This window comes from Methylobacterium sp. WSM2598 (assembly GCF_000379105.1).
Taxonomy (GTDB): Bacteria; Pseudomonadota; Alphaproteobacteria; order Rhizobiales; family Beijerinckiaceae; genus Methylobacterium.
In genome coordinates this window covers 4,091,254-4,104,141 of the sequence record NZ_KB900609.1, presented here as the reverse complement: position 1 = coordinate 4,104,141, position 12,888 = coordinate 4,091,254, and the positions used below count along the sequence as shown (strand labels likewise).

Annotated in this window: 9 protein-coding genes and 1 pseudogene; 4 read left to right on the top strand and 6 right to left on the bottom strand. The window is 72.5% G+C overall.

Features of this window, described 5'->3' with window-relative positions; translation table 11 throughout:
• Window positions 1-233 precede the first annotated feature (233 nt).
• Complete coding sequence (locus MET2598_RS0119570) at window positions 234-1,670, top strand: phospholipase D-like domain-containing protein (RefSeq protein ID WP_020493664.1); 1,437 nt, start codon at window positions 234-236, stop codon at window positions 1,668-1,670.
• Here MET2598_RS0119570 and MET2598_RS0119565 read toward each other — a convergent pair.
• The 6 genes and pseudogenes from MET2598_RS0119565 to ligA all read right to left on the bottom strand — a co-directional run bounded on the left by MET2598_RS0119565 (window position 1,603) and on the right by ligA (window position 9,001).
• Complete coding sequence (locus MET2598_RS0119565) at window positions 1,603-2,328, bottom strand: endonuclease/exonuclease/phosphatase family protein (protein ID WP_018262038.1); 726 nt, start codon at window positions 2,326-2,328, stop codon at window positions 1,603-1,605. The two genes, MET2598_RS0119570 and MET2598_RS0119565, sit on opposite strands and share 68 nt — an antisense overlap.
• Window positions 2,329-2,581: 253 nt before the next feature.
• Window positions 2,582-3,964: a UDP-N-acetylmuramoyl-L-alanine--D-glutamate ligase gene (murD, locus tag MET2598_RS0119560; protein WP_018262037.1), complete on the bottom strand. Its 1,383-nt coding sequence runs from the start codon at window positions 3,962-3,964 to the stop codon at window positions 2,582-2,584.
• Window positions 3,965-4,152: 188 nt separating this feature from the next.
• The gene (locus MET2598_RS0119555) at window positions 4,153-4,551 is read right to left on the bottom strand and encodes an MAPEG family protein (RefSeq protein ID WP_018262036.1); all 399 of its coding nucleotides are present in this window, start codon (window positions 4,549-4,551) and stop codon (window positions 4,153-4,155) included.
• 136 nt (window positions 4,552-4,687) lie between these two features.
• Entirely contained in the window at window positions 4,688-5,776 is a 1,089-nt protein-coding gene (locus tag MET2598_RS0119550; protein ID WP_018262035.1) for a catalase family protein, read from the bottom strand.
• A gap of 175 nt (window positions 5,777-5,951) precedes the next feature.
• Window positions 5,952-6,485 (bottom strand): annotated as a pseudogene (locus MET2598_RS0119545) (3'-5' exonuclease); the annotation flags it as partial.
• A 32-nt stretch (window positions 6,486-6,517) separates the two neighbouring features.
• Window positions 6,518-9,001, bottom strand: coding sequence for an NAD-dependent DNA ligase LigA (gene ligA, locus MET2598_RS0119540; RefSeq protein WP_018262034.1), 2,484 nt, complete (start codon window positions 8,999-9,001; stop codon window positions 6,518-6,520).
• A gap of 296 nt (window positions 9,002-9,297) precedes the next feature.
• Between ligA and MET2598_RS0119535 the strand changes: the two genes are divergently transcribed.
• Genes MET2598_RS0119535 through MET2598_RS0119525 form a run of 3 tightly spaced genes read left to right on the top strand, consistent with a single transcriptional unit; the run spans window position 9,298 to window position 12,884 of the window.
• Window positions 9,298-10,896, top strand: coding sequence for an ABC transporter substrate-binding protein (locus MET2598_RS0119535; RefSeq protein WP_018262033.1), 1,599 nt, complete (start codon window positions 9,298-9,300; stop codon window positions 10,894-10,896).
• 45 nt (window positions 10,897-10,941) lie between these two features.
• The gene (locus MET2598_RS0119530; RefSeq protein ID WP_012331595.1) at window positions 10,942-11,952 is read left to right on the top strand and encodes an ABC transporter permease subunit; all 1,011 of its coding nucleotides are present in this window, start codon (window positions 10,942-10,944) and stop codon (window positions 11,950-11,952) included.
• Window positions 11,953-11,972: 20 nt separating this feature from the next.
• Window positions 11,973-12,884, top strand: a complete 912-nt coding sequence (locus MET2598_RS0119525) for an ABC transporter permease subunit (RefSeq protein WP_012331596.1) — start codon at window positions 11,973-11,975, stop codon at window positions 12,882-12,884.
• Window positions 12,885-12,888 lie beyond the last annotated feature (4 nt).

Below are 12,888 nucleotides of genomic sequence, written 5' to 3'. Positions count from 1 at the left end.
CCCGGCGCGTCCCGCCCCGGTCTCCGGGGGAGGGCGCGCCGGGAGGCGGGATCGTCCCGCGCGAACCTGCCGGGCGTGCCGCCTCCTCGCGGCCGGCGCGCCGGCCCCGGCGCGCCGCGCCGAGGTGGTGGCGAGGTGGTGGCGAGGTGGTGGCGAGGTGGTGGCGAGGTGGTGGAAAGAGCGGCCCTCTTCCCCTATCCGCACGGGAGCGTCGGCGTCGTGCGGGTGGTCAGGTGCAGGAACTGGTGAGCGCGTGGTTCGGGTTGCTGAGCGCGATCCGGGTGGAGGGGCTGGCGGCCCTCGGCTTCGTGCTGGCCCTCGCCGTGACCCTGCACGCCCTCCTCAACAAGCGCGAGGTCGCCGCCGCGATCGGCTGGATCGGCCTCGCCTGGCTCTCGCCGCTGGCCGGCAGCGCCCTCTACGCGCTCTTCGGGATCAACCGGGTGACCCGCCGCGCCCGCCGCCTGCCGGTGCTGCCGGTGCGCAAGCCCGGGGTGCCGCAGGCCGATCCCGTCACGGTGCCCGGCCCGTTCCTGCCGCTGGAGCAGGCCGGCGACCGGCTCACCGGCCTGCCGCTCACCGGCGGCAACCGCGTCGCGCTGCTGCGCCACGGGGACGAGGCCTATCCGGCGATGCTGGCGGCGATCGAGGGCGCCCGGGAGACCGTCGGCCTCTCCAGCTACATCATGCGCGACGACGTGAGCGGGGAGGCCTTCGTGGCGGCCCTCGCCCGGGCCAAGGCGCGGGGCGTCGCGATCTGCGTGCTGGTGGACGGCATCGGCAGCGGCTACTTCTTCCCGGCCATCTACCGGCGCCTGCGGCGGGAGGGCATCCCGGCCGGGCTGTTCATGCACTCGGCCGTGCCGTGGCGGATGCCGTTCCTGAACCTGCGCACCCACAAGAAGCTGCTGGTGATCGACGGGCGGACCGGCTTCGTCGGCGGGGTCAATATCGGGGACGAGAACCTCGTGTCGCGCCACCCGCCCGAGCCGGTGCGCGACACGCATTTCCTCCTCGAAGGGCCGGTGGTCGGCCAGCTCGCCCAGGCCTTCGCCCGCGACTGGTCCTTCGTGACGGGGGAGGATCTCGACGGGCCCGGATGGTTCCCGGCGATCCCGCCGGCCGGCGACACGCCCGCCCGGGTCGTCACCTCGGGGCCGGACGCGGATATCGAGAAGATCGAGTACGTGGTGCTGGCGGCCCTGGCGGTGGCGCGGCACTCGATCCGGCTCGCCACGCCCTACTTCCTGCCGAGCGAGATCCTGCTCACCTCGCTGGCCCTCGCCGCCATGCGGGGCATCGCGGTCGACGTGATCATCCCGCAGGCGAGCAACCACCGCATGGTCGATTGGGCGACCCGCGCCCACGTGGCGCCGCTGCTGCGCTCCGGCGTGCGGATCTGGCTCGACCGGCCGCCCTTCGACCACTCGAAGCTGATGGTGGTGGACGATGCGTGGTGCTTCGTCGGCAGCGCCAACTGGGACACGCGCAGCTTCCGGCTGAATTTCGAGCTCAACGTGGAGCTCTACGACGAGGCCTTCGCGGCGGAGCTGAACCGGCTCCTCGCCGCCAAGATGCAGGTGCCGCTGACCCTCGACGCGCTCACGGCGCGGGGGATGCCGGTGCGCCTGCGCGATGCCGGCGTGCGATTGCTGCTGCCATACCTCTGAGGTCGACCCGCTCGCGCAGATGCGCCATGCGGGTGCGGCCGGAGGGCAGGGGCGCCGGCTCGAGATGGACCACGATCGGCCGGTGGTCCGAGGCGCCCCGCGGCAGCACCGCCCGGTGGCGGCAGACGAGGCCGCGCACGAGGCAGCGGTCGAGGCGCAGCGGCACGAGGTCGACCATCGCGTGGGTCGGGTGGCGCGGCCCCACGTCCCGGAAGCCCGGCAGCAGGGCGGGGCCGACGAGGTTGTAATCCCCGAGCACCGCGGCCCGCGCCGGCAGGTGCTGCTCGATGCGGCGCAGCTGGCGGCGGTTCAGCACCTGGCCGTGCGAGAGATGCACGTTGGCGATGCCGAAGGCGCCGCAATCGAGCACCTGCGCGACCCGGTCGACCAGCGCCCCGGACGGGATCGGGATGCTGCGCGGGGGCGCCGGGAACGGGGCCGGGCTCCACATCGCGAGCCCGTGGATGCGCCGCGGCAGCGGCGCCCAGGCGTAGTACCCGCCGACGCGCTCCGGCAGCGCGGTGATCTCGGCGGTGGCCTCCTGCATCAGCAGAAGGTCGGGCTTCTCCTGCGCGATCAGGGCGGCGACCGCCTCGACCGTCGCGCCGGTGCGCCGCAGCAGGTTCCAGCTGATGATCTTGCGCGGCGGGCGGACCATGGGGACCTGGATCGGAGCCCCGCCCGCGGGCAGGAGATGGGGGTGAGTCGGCATGGCTCCATGCAGGCCGAAAATGCGCCACCACGATGGCGGATCGGGGCGGAAGCGTTGTGCGCGACGCAGGACCGCCGCGAACCCTACGCCGGGCGGGGGCCGGGCGGAACCCGGGGAGCGTCCGGGAGAACCGGTTCCCTCCCCGCCATCGCCCGGGCTCGGCCCCCGGGCTCAGCCCCCAGGGCTCAGCCCCCAGGGCTCAGCCCCCGGCGGGCACCAGCCCCGGCAGGGCCCGCACCATCGCCCGGAACTGGTCGCCGCGATCCTCGAAGCTGCGGAACTGGTCGTAGGAGGCGCAGGCGGGCGAGAGCAGCACCACCGCCTCGGGCTCGCCGGCCGCGTCCTCGGCCGCCCGCGCCACCGCCCGGTCGAGGGTGCCGCAGCGGGTGACGGGCGCGTGGCCCTCCAGGGTCGCCGCGAAGGCCTCGCTCGCCGCGCCGATCAGGTAGGCCCGCGCGATGCGGGGGAAATAGGCGCGCAGGCTCTCGATCCCGCCCTCCTTCGGCTTGCCGCCGAGGATCCAGTGCACCCGCGGGAAGGCGGCCAGCGCCTTCTCGGTCGAGTCGGCGTTCGTCGCCTTCGAGTCGTTGATGAAGAGCACGCTCCCGCGCCGCCCGACCTCCTCCATCCGGTGGGGCAGGCCGGGGAAGCTGCGCAGCGCCCGCGCGAAGGCGTCGGGCGCGACGCCGAGCCCGCGCGCCACCGCGTAGGCGACGGCCGCGTTCTGCCAATTGTGGGCGCCGCGCAGCGAGGCGATCCCGGTGAGGTCCGCGACCGGGGCGGGGGGCTCGGCGGTGCCGTCGATGAGCAGGCCGTGCCGGGCGAGGATGCCGGGCGCCTCAGCCCCCTCGCCGACATGGACCCGGGTGAGCGGGCCGTCGCGCCGCGCCGAGATGGCCCTGGTGTAGTCGTCGTCGACCCCGATCACCGCGTGGTCGGCCCCCGCGACCAGGCGCTCCTTGATGGCGGCGTAGTTCTCCATCGTGCCGTGGCGGTCGAGGTGGTCGGGCGTGACGTTGAGGAGCACGCCGATGCTCGGTGCGAGCGTCGGCGTCAGGTCGATCTGGAAGGACGACATCTCGATCACGTGGACCCGGTCGCGGGACGGGGGGGCGAGCGAGAGGATCGCGGTGCCGATATTGCCGCCCATCTGGACGTCGTGGCCGGTCTCCCGCAGCACGTGCGCGATGAGCGCCGTGGTGGTCGACTTGCCGTTGGTGCCCGTGATGGCGACGAAGGGCGCGTCGGGCGCGCTGGCGGCGCGCTCGCGGCAGAACAATTCGATGTCGCCGATCACCGGCACGCCGGCCTCGGCGGCGCGCTTGACGGTCCAGTGCGGCTCGGGATGGGTGAAGGGCACGCCGGGGGCGAGGAGCAGGGCCGCGAAATCCGCCCAGGCGGCCTCGCGCAGGTCGGCCGTGGCAATGCCCTGCGCGGCCGCTTCCGCCATCCGCTCCGGGTTGTCGTCGCAGGCGATCACCGCGGCGCCGCCGGCCCGCAGGCTGAGCGCGGTGGCGAGCCCCGAGCCTCCGAGGCCGAACAGGGCGAGTGTGCGGCCGGCGAAGGTGGTGCTGGGTGTCATCGGTCCCCTCGGTGAAGCCGCGCGACCCTAAGCATCATTCGCCGAACTGGCCACCGGTCCGGCGGCAAAAATGATGCGGGAGCGGGACCCCGAGCGGGCGCGCCTCGTGCAGCTCCGCGCGGGGGCCCGCTCCGGGGAGGACGCGGCCGGGCTCGCGCGCCTCGGGCGGGTGCGGGGCCGTTCGCCGCTCACGCCGCCCGCACCAGCAGCGCCAGCGCGGCGACCCCGATCACCGCGAGCGTCGCCAGGATTCCCCCGCCCCGGCAGGCGAATTGGCGGGGCGAGTTCTTCGGGGCGAGCATGCCGACCGGATGCAGCAGCCGGGCGACGAGGAGCACGATCAGCAGCCCCTGCACCAGGGCGTGGCGGGCGCCCCCGGCCTCCAGGAGGCCGATCAGCAGGAGCGCGAGGGGCACGTATTCCGAGAAATTGGCGTGCGCGCGGATGCGCCTCAGCAGCGTCCCGTTCCCCGCATCGCCGTGCAGGACCCCGGAGGCGACGCGCCCCGCGATCACCCATCCGGCGAGGCCCAGATAGGCCAGCGCCAGCAGGGCGGCGTAGACCGCCGTGGTGGCCGGGAAGATCATGCGGTGCTCCGGGCAAGGGGGGTCGTACGACGGATGGCTTCGCCATCTCCCCTTTCGGCCATGCGGATTTGGGCTTCGCTCAGGCGCCGCGCGGGCGTGTCAGACGCTGTCCGGACGTGATCGTCCGGAAAGCATCTCAGAGGCCCATCCGCGCGAGCGAGTCGGGCTCGCGGATCGGGCAGCCATTGTGCTCGGCGCGGAAGCGCGCGGAATGCGGGTAGACCGCGCGGCGCGCCCGCATGATGGAGCCGAGGGGCCGGTGCGCCGCGATCCCGTGCCAGGGGCTGAAGGCGAGACCGTCCTCGATCGCCCGCACCTTCTCGGGACTCCAGGTCTCCTGGGGCGGCACCGTGATCCGCGCCACGGTCCGGTAGGGGCTCTCCTCCTCCGGCCAGGGCACGGAGGCGTCCTCGATCGGCATCGTCTCGCGGTTCGTCCAGAGCTGCGCCCGCAATTCCCAGACCGCCTCGTTCTCCTCGAAGAAGGCCGAGACCGCCTCGCGCAGCCCGTCGGGCCGGCCGGTGACGGACAGGGAGGCGCCGGCGAGCGCCCGCAGGGCCGGCGAGGCGGGCGCCACCGCGACCTTGGCGACGTGATCGCCCCAGCGCAGGGGCGCCTGGCTGTAGAACGTCTCGCCGAGGATGTGCGTCTCGGGATGGCCGCCGAGGGCGATCACGGTCGGGCTCCCGGTGCCGAAGGTCTCCAGCACGGTCTCGACGCCCCGCAGCGTGGCCGAGAAGGCTTTCTTGAAGATCTGCGGCGTGTCGGTCGTGGCGGCCAGGAGCTTGAGGCTGCCCAGGAAGGCGGCCGCGTCCGGCGCCACGAAGGCCGGCGCGTCGGCCAGCACGAAATCCTGCGTCGTCCCCTCGGCGCCCGGCAGGCGCTCGCCCGCCACCTCCAGGATCTTCAGGGCGAGGCCGCGCGGGGTCGAGACGCTGTCGTCGAGGATGTCGCCCGGATTGGTCGAGAGGCGCAGCACCGCCTCGTGAGTCCCGGGCCGCGCGAAGGCGCCCTGCGCCAGGTCCGGCGGCAGCCCGGGCAGCACCTCCAGGGTGCCGGTGAGCAGCCCGTGGCACTTGGCGTGCACCCCGCGCACGGCCCGCCCGTAATCCTCCAGCGTCGTGCCCTGGATGCGCGCGAAGGCCGCGATCATGCCGGCCTGGACCGCCTCCTCGTCGGGCCCGATCACCTCGATCTCGGGCGTGTAGGGGAGCGGGTCGGGCATCGGAGGCCTCCGCGACAACGAGGCGAGGGTTGCGTCGCGGGGCGACGAGCCTCAAACACGGCGCCGCGGACCCGGTTCCGCAGCGCTGCCCCGCACTTGCCCGAGAGGCCCCGCACTTGCCCGAGAGATCATCCCGGCGGCCGCTCGGTCAAGCGGCCCCGGGCCGGTCCCGTCCGAGCCCGGTCCGGCGGGCGAGGGTGGCGAGGTCCGGCGCGCCGGCCTCGCGCATCGCCGCGAGGGCGATCTGCGCGCAGGCGAAGGCGTCCTCGCCGGCATCGTGGTGGCGCAGCGGGATGCCGAGCCGCTCGGCCAGGATCGGGAGCCGGTAGCGCGCCTCCCCGGGCCATTGCCGCCGGGCGAGCTGGACCGTGCAGAGGGAGGTGAAGCGCGGCCGCGGCAGCCCGCAGGCGGCGAGCGCCGCGCAGAGCACGCCGACGTCGAAGCTCGCGTTGTGGGCGAGGACCAGGGCGCCGGCGATCTCCGGCAGGAAGGGCGCCATCGCCTCCCCGAAGGGCTTCGCGTCCGCGACGTCCTCCGGCCGGATGCCGTGGACGCGGATGTTGAAGGGCGAGAAGCGCAGGTCGGGCGGCCGGATCAGGCGGGCCTCGCGGCGCACGACCCGCCCGTCCTCGATCCAGGCGAGGCCCACCGCGCAGGCGCTGTCCCGGCGCTCGTTCGCCGTCTCGAAATCGATCGCAAGCGTTCGCATCGGCGGCGGGTGGCGAGGAATTCCGCCGGATTTCAGGCGGCCTCCACCATCGCCAGCCACTCGGCCTCCGAGATGACGCGCACGCCGTGCTTCTCGGCGTCCTTCAGCTTCGTGCCGGCGCCCGGCCCCGCCACCACGAGGTCGGTCTTGGCCGAGACCGAGCCCGAGACCTTGGCGCCGAGGCGCTCGGCGGTGGCCTTGGCCTCGCTGCGGGTCATGCGCTCCAGGCTGCCGGTGAAGACCACGGTCCGGCCGCTGAACGCCGCCGCCGCGGCGGGCGCGGCGGCGCGCTCGGTCCGCACCTGCGCGAGCAGCGCCTCGACCGCCGCGACGTTGTGCGCCTCCGAGAAGAACTGGATCAGCGAGGCGGTCGTCACCGCCCCGATCTCGCTGTCGTCCGCGAGGTGGCGGTAGGCGTCGCCGGGGCGCTGGCGGCAGGCCCGCATCACGGCCGCGCGCACCCCCTCCGGGCTGCCATAGGCCTCGAGGAGCGCCTCCTTCTGGGCGGCGCTCAGCCGCGCCACGGTGCCCTCGGCGAGGAGGTCGGTCTCGCCGGCTTCCGCCGCGGCGAGAAGCCGCTCGCGCGTCGTCGGGCCGACCCGGTTGAGCGCGGCGAGCCCCACCCAGTCCGGCCCCGGCTGGTGCGCGGCCGCCGCCCGCACGCCCTCCATCAGGGCGGGCATGTCGGGGAAGTGCTTGGCGAGGGCCTTGGCGGTCGCCTCGCCGACCTGCTCGATGCCGAGCGCGAAGATGAAGCGGTTGAGGGGAACCACCCGCCGGGCCTCCACGGCGGCGAGCAGGTTCCTGATCGCCTTGTCCTCCTCGCTCGCCTTGGCCTTGGTCTTGCGGGCCTCGGGCGCCTTGCCGGAGGCGAGGGCCCGCTCCGCCGAGAGGGCTTGGCGGCGGGCGACGATCGCGGCCTTGAGCGGCGCGAAGTCCAGCCGGAACAGGTCGGCGGGCTGGCGCACCAGCCCGGCCTCGAACAGGGTGGTGATGGAGGTCTCGCCGAAGCCCTCGATGTCGAGGGCGTTGCGCGAGACGAAGTGCTTGAGCCGCTCCTGGCCCTGGGCCGGGCAGATCAGGCCGCCGGTGCAGCGGCGCACCGAATCGAGCTTGCCGGTGCGCGGGTTGTAGGAGCGGACGGCGTGGCTGCCGCAGGCCGGGCAGATCTCCGGGAAGCGGTAGGGGACCGCGTCCGCCGGGCGGCGCTCCAGGACGACGTCGGCGACCTTGGGGATGACGTCGCCCGCGCGCAGCACCACGACGGTGTCGCCGACCCGCACGTCCGAGCCCCGCGACAGGTCGATGTCGGTCCTGAGCGCGAACCCGTCCCAGATGTTGATGCCGCTGCGGATCGGGGTCCCGTCCGCGTCGATGCCGCGCACGTAATCCTCGTTGTGCAGGGTGGCGTTCGACACCACCACGCCCCCGACCGTCACCGGCCTGAGCCGCGCCAGCGGGTTGAGCGAGCCCGTGCGCCCGACATTGATCTCGATCGCCTCGATGGTGGTGACGGCGCGCTGGGCCGGGAACTTGTGGGCCAGCGCCCAGCGCGGCGCGCGCGCGACGAAGCCGAGCCGGCGCTGGAGGGCGAAGGAATCGACCTTGTAGACCACGCCGTCGATGTCGTAGCCGAGATCGGCCCGCTCGGTCTCGATGGCGCGGTAATGGGCGAGCATCTCGGCGACGGAGGTGCAGCGCGTCGTGCGCGGGTTCACCGGCAGGCCGAAGCGCCGGAAGGCCGCGATCAGCCCGCTCTGCGTCTCGGCCGGCCAGGTCGACATCTCGCCCGCCGCGTAGGCGAAGAAGCGCAGGGGCCGCGAGGCGGTGATGCTCGGGTCGAGCTGGCGCAGCGACCCCGCCGCGGCGTTGCGCGGGTTGGCGAAGAGCGGCTTGCCCGCCTCCTCCTGGCGCGCGTTGATGGCGGCGAAATCCGCGTGCGAGAGGTAGACCTCGCCGCGCACCTCGCAGATCTCCGGCACGTCGGGGCCGGCGAGCCTCTCCGGGACCTCGCGGATGGTGCGGACGTTGGCGGTGACGTCCTCGCCGACCTCGCCGTCGCCGCGGGTGGCCGCCGTGACGAGGCGCCCGCCCTCGTAGCGCAGGGACAGGGAGAGCCCGTCGATCTTCGGCTCGGCCGTGACCGCGAGGGGCTCGGAGGCGGGCAGGCCGAGGAAGCGGCGCACGCGCTCCACGAATTCCTCGATCTCCTCGTCCGCGAAGGCGTTGCCGAGGGAGAGCATCGGCACGGCGTGGCGGACCTTGGCGAACTTGTCGGAGGCCTTGGCGCCGACGCTGGCCGAGGCCGCGCCCGTGCCGGCGAGGTCGGGGAAGCGCTCCTCGATCGCCTCCAGGCGGCGGCGCAGGGAATCGTACTCGGCGTCCGAGATGATCGGCGCGTCCTCGCCGTGGTAGCGGCGGTCGTGCTCGGCGATCTCGGCGGAGAGCGCCTCGTGCGCCGCGCGCGCCTCCTCGGCGGTGATCTCTTCGACGGGGCGGGTCGTCTGTGCGGCCATGAGCAACCGGGGTCGATGGGGCTGGGCGGAGGCTGGGCGGAGTCTAGCGCTGCTCCGGTTAACGCCCAGGGGCAGGGCAGGGCAGGGCAGGGCAGGGCAGGGCAGGGCAGGGCGCCGGCGCCGGATCGTACTCCGTGGCCGCCCCATCGACCGGCCGCTCCACCCCCACCCCGTGGGCGCCCGCGGCCTTTATCAATGTTCGCGGGGCCTCGCGCCCGAAACCGATGCGGCATGCCGGTTGCTCTCCTGACCGGGCGCGCTACCCTCGTTCTCGATCCAGGAAAGAGACCACGTCCGTGACCGCCAAGCCCCTGCTCGCCGCCCTCGCCGGTGCGGCCCTGCTCGCCGCCAGCCCGCTCCAGGCCAAGACCCTGGTCTACTGCTCGGAAGGCTCGCCGGAGAACTTCTACCCCGCGGTCAACACCACGGGCACCACCTTCGACGCCAACGCCCAGATCTACAACAACGTCGTCGAATTCGAGCGCGGCGGGACCAAGGTCGTGCCCGGACTCGCCGAGAGCTGGGACGTCTCGCCGGACGGCACCGTCTACACCTTCCACCTGCGCAAGGGCGTCAAGTGGCACAACACCAACCGCGCCTTCAAGCCGAGCCGGGACTTCAGCGCGGACGACATCATGTTCTCGATCGAGCGGCAATGGAAGGAGGATCATCCCTTCTACAAGGTGACCAGCTCGAACCATTCCTATTTCAACGATATGGGACTGGCGAAGCTGCTGAAATCGGTCGAGAAGGTCGACGATCACACGGTGCGCATCACCCTCACCCGGCCCGAGGCGCCGTTCCTGTCCGACCTCGCCATGTCGTACGCGGCGATCCAGTCGAAGGAATACGCCGACGCCATGCTGAAGGCCGGCACGCCTGAGAAGATCGATCAGTCGCCGATCGGCACCGGGCCGTTCTACCTCGTCCAGTACCAGAAGGACGCGATCATCCGCTACAAGGCCTTCCCCGAGTACTGGGGCGGCAAGGCCAAGATCGACGACCTCGTGTTCGCCATCACGCCCGACGCCTCGGTCCGCTGGGCCAAGCTGCAGAAGGGCGAGTGCCACGTGATGCCCTACCCGAACCCGGCCGACCTCGACGCCATCCGCAAGGACCCGGCCGTGCAGGTGCTGGAGCAGCCGGGGCTGAACATCGGCTACCTGTCCTACAACGTCACCCGCAAGCCGTTCGACGACGTGCGCGTGCGCAAGGCCTTCAACATGGCCATCAACAAGAAGGCCATCATCGACGCGGTCTACCTCTCGACCGGGATCGCGGCCGTGAACCCGATCCCGCCCTCGATGTGGTCCTACGACAAGGACGTCAAGGACGACCCCTACGATCCGGAGGCGGCGCGGAAGCTGCTCGCCGAGGCGGGCTTCCCGAACGGTCTCGAGACCGACATCTGGGCGATGCCGGTGCAGCGGCCCTACAACCCGAACGCCCGACGCATCGCCGAACTCATGCAGGCCGACCTTGCCAAGGTCGGCGTGAAGGCGGAGATCAAGTCCTACGAGTGGGGCGAGTACCGCAAGCGCATGCAGGCGGGCGAGCACCAGACCGGCATGCTCGGCTGGACCGGCGACAACGGCGACCCGGACAACTTCCTGCACACGCTGCTCGGCTGCGACGCCGCCAAGAACAACGGCGGCAACACGTCGAAGTGGTGCGACAAGACCTTCGACGACATCGTGGTCAGGGCCAAGACCCTGACCGACCAGGCCGAGCGCACCAAGCTCTACGAGCAGGCGCAGGTCCGGTTCAAGGAGGAGGCGCCCTGGTTCACCATCGCGCACGCGGTGCAGCTGAAGCCGGTGCGCAAGGAGGTGATCGACTTCAAGCTCTCGCCCTTCAGCCGCCACGTCTTCTACGGCGTGGACATCAAGGGCTGAGCCGACGGGCGGCGCCCCCGGCGCCGCCCGCCGCCCGCCGCGCCGATGCTGCGCTTCCTCCTCACCCGCCTGGGCCTGATCGTGCCGACCTTCATCGGCATCACGCTCGTGGCCTTCTTCCTGATCCGTCTCGTGCCGGGCGACCCGATCGAGACCATGGCGGGCGAGCGGGGCATCGACCCCGCCCGCCACGAGGCCCTGCGCCACGAACTCGGCCTCGACCGGCCGGTCCTCGTCCAGTACGGCATCTATCTCGGGCGCCTGCTCCACGGCGACCTCGGCAAGTCGATGATCACGCAGGAGAGCGTGATCACCGAATTCGCCAGCCTGTTTCCGGCCACCGTCGAACTCGCCCTCTGCGCCATCGCGTTCGCGATCCTGCTCGGGGTCCCGGCCGGCATCCTGGCGGCGGTCAAGCGCAACTCGATCTTCGACCACGGCCTGATGGGGCTGTCGCTCGCCGGCTACTCGATGCCGATCTTCTGGTGGGGGCTGCTCCTCATCCTGCTGTTCTCGGTGCAGTTCGACCTCACCCCGGTCTCGGGCCGCATCGCCGTGCAGTACTACGTCGAGCCGGTGACGGGCTTCCTGCTCGTCGACAGCCTGCTCTCGGACGACAGGGGCGCGTTCGGATCGGCGCTCGCCCACCTCGTGCTGCCGACGGTGGTGCTCGGCACGGTGCCGCTCGCCGTCATCGCCCGCATGACCCGCTCGGCCATGCTGGAGGTGCTGGGCGAGGACTACATCCGCACCGCCCGCGCCAAGGGGCTGTCCTCCCTGCGGGTGGTGGGGCTGCACGCGCTGCGCAACGCGCTGATCCCGGTCGTCACCGTGATCGGCCTGCAGGTCGGGGTGCTGTTCACCGGCGCGATCCTCACCGAGACCATCTTCTCCTGGCCGGGGATCGGCAAGTGGCTGATCGAGGCGATCGGGCGGCGCGACTACCCGGTGCTGCAGGGCGGGATCCTGCTGATCGGGGCGGTCGTGATGACCGTGAACCTCCTCGTCGACCTCGCCTACGGGGTGATCAACCCCCGCATCCGGCACACCCGATGACGGATCCTGGAGGAGCGCCGATGAGCGTCGAGGTGATGGAGACCCCCGCCGCCGCGGCGCCGAGCGGCGCGCCGCCGCATCCCCTGCGGGAATTCTGGACCGCGTTCCGGGCCAATACCGGGGCGGTGATCGGGCTCGCGGTGATCGTGGCGGTGCTGCTGCTCGCCGCGCTCGCCGACGTGGTGGCGCCGCATTCGCCGACGCTCACCGACAACGCGATGTTCCTCAAGCCCCCCTTCTGGCAGCAGGGGGGCTCGCTCGCCTACCCGCTCGGCACGGACGCGATCGGGCGGGACATCCTCTCGCGGCTCATCCACGGGGCGCGGCTGTCGCTGGCCATCGGCATCGCGGTGGTGGGGCTCTCGATCCTGGTCGGCACCGCGCTCGGCCTCGCGGCGGGCTATTTCCGCGGCATCGTCGACATCGCGATCATGCGGGTGATGGACATCATCCTGACCCTGCCGAGCCTGCTGCTCGCCATCGTCATCGTGGCGATCCTGGGCCCCGGCCTGATGAACGCGATGCTGGCGGTCGCCGTGGTGGTCCTGCCGCACTACGTGCGCATCGCCCGCGCGGCGGTGCTGGCGGAGGCCTCGCGCGACTACGTCACCGCCGCGAAGGTCAGCGGGGCCGGCACGCTGCGGGTGATGCTCCGCGAGATCCTGCCGAACTGCGCCGCGCCGCTCATCGTGCAGGCCTCGCTCGGCATCTCGACCGCGATCCTCGACGCGGCGGCGCTCGGCTTCCTCGGCCTCGGCGCCCAGCCCCCGTCGCCCGAATGGGGCACGATGCTGGCCGATGCCCGCGAATTCGTCCTGCGCGCGTGGTGGGTCGTCACCTTCCCGGGGCTGATGATCCTGATCACCGTGCTGGCCTTCAACCTCCTGGGGGACGGGCTGCGCGACGCCCTCGACCCCAAGCTGAAACGGTAGGCCC

Excerpts from the sequence above, each read along its gene's own strand:
- MET2598_RS0119550 (WP_018262035.1), bottom strand. The coding sequence starts at position 5,776 with ATGCCCGACCCGCTCCCCTACACGCCCGAGATCGAGGTGATCGGGCCC.
- MET2598_RS0119565 (WP_018262038.1), bottom strand. The coding sequence starts at position 2,328 with ATGGTCCGCCCGCCGCGCAAGATCATCAGCTGGAACCTGCTGCGGCGC.
- ligA (WP_018262034.1), bottom strand. The coding sequence starts at position 9,001 with ATGGCCGCACAGACGACCCGCCCCGTCGAAGAGATCACCGCCGAGGAG.
- murD (WP_018262037.1), bottom strand. The coding sequence starts at position 3,964 with ATGACACCCAGCACCACCTTCGCCGGCCGCACACTCGCCCTGTTCGGC.
- MET2598_RS0119525 (WP_012331596.1), top strand. The coding sequence starts at position 11,973 with ATGAGCGTCGAGGTGATGGAGACCCCCGCCGCCGCGGCGCCGAGCGGC.
- MET2598_RS0119555 (WP_018262036.1), bottom strand. The coding sequence starts at position 4,551 with ATGATCTTCCCGGCCACCACGGCGGTCTACGCCGCCCTGCTGGCGCTG.
- MET2598_RS0119530 (WP_012331595.1), top strand. The coding sequence starts at position 10,942 with ATGCTGCGCTTCCTCCTCACCCGCCTGGGCCTGATCGTGCCGACCTTC.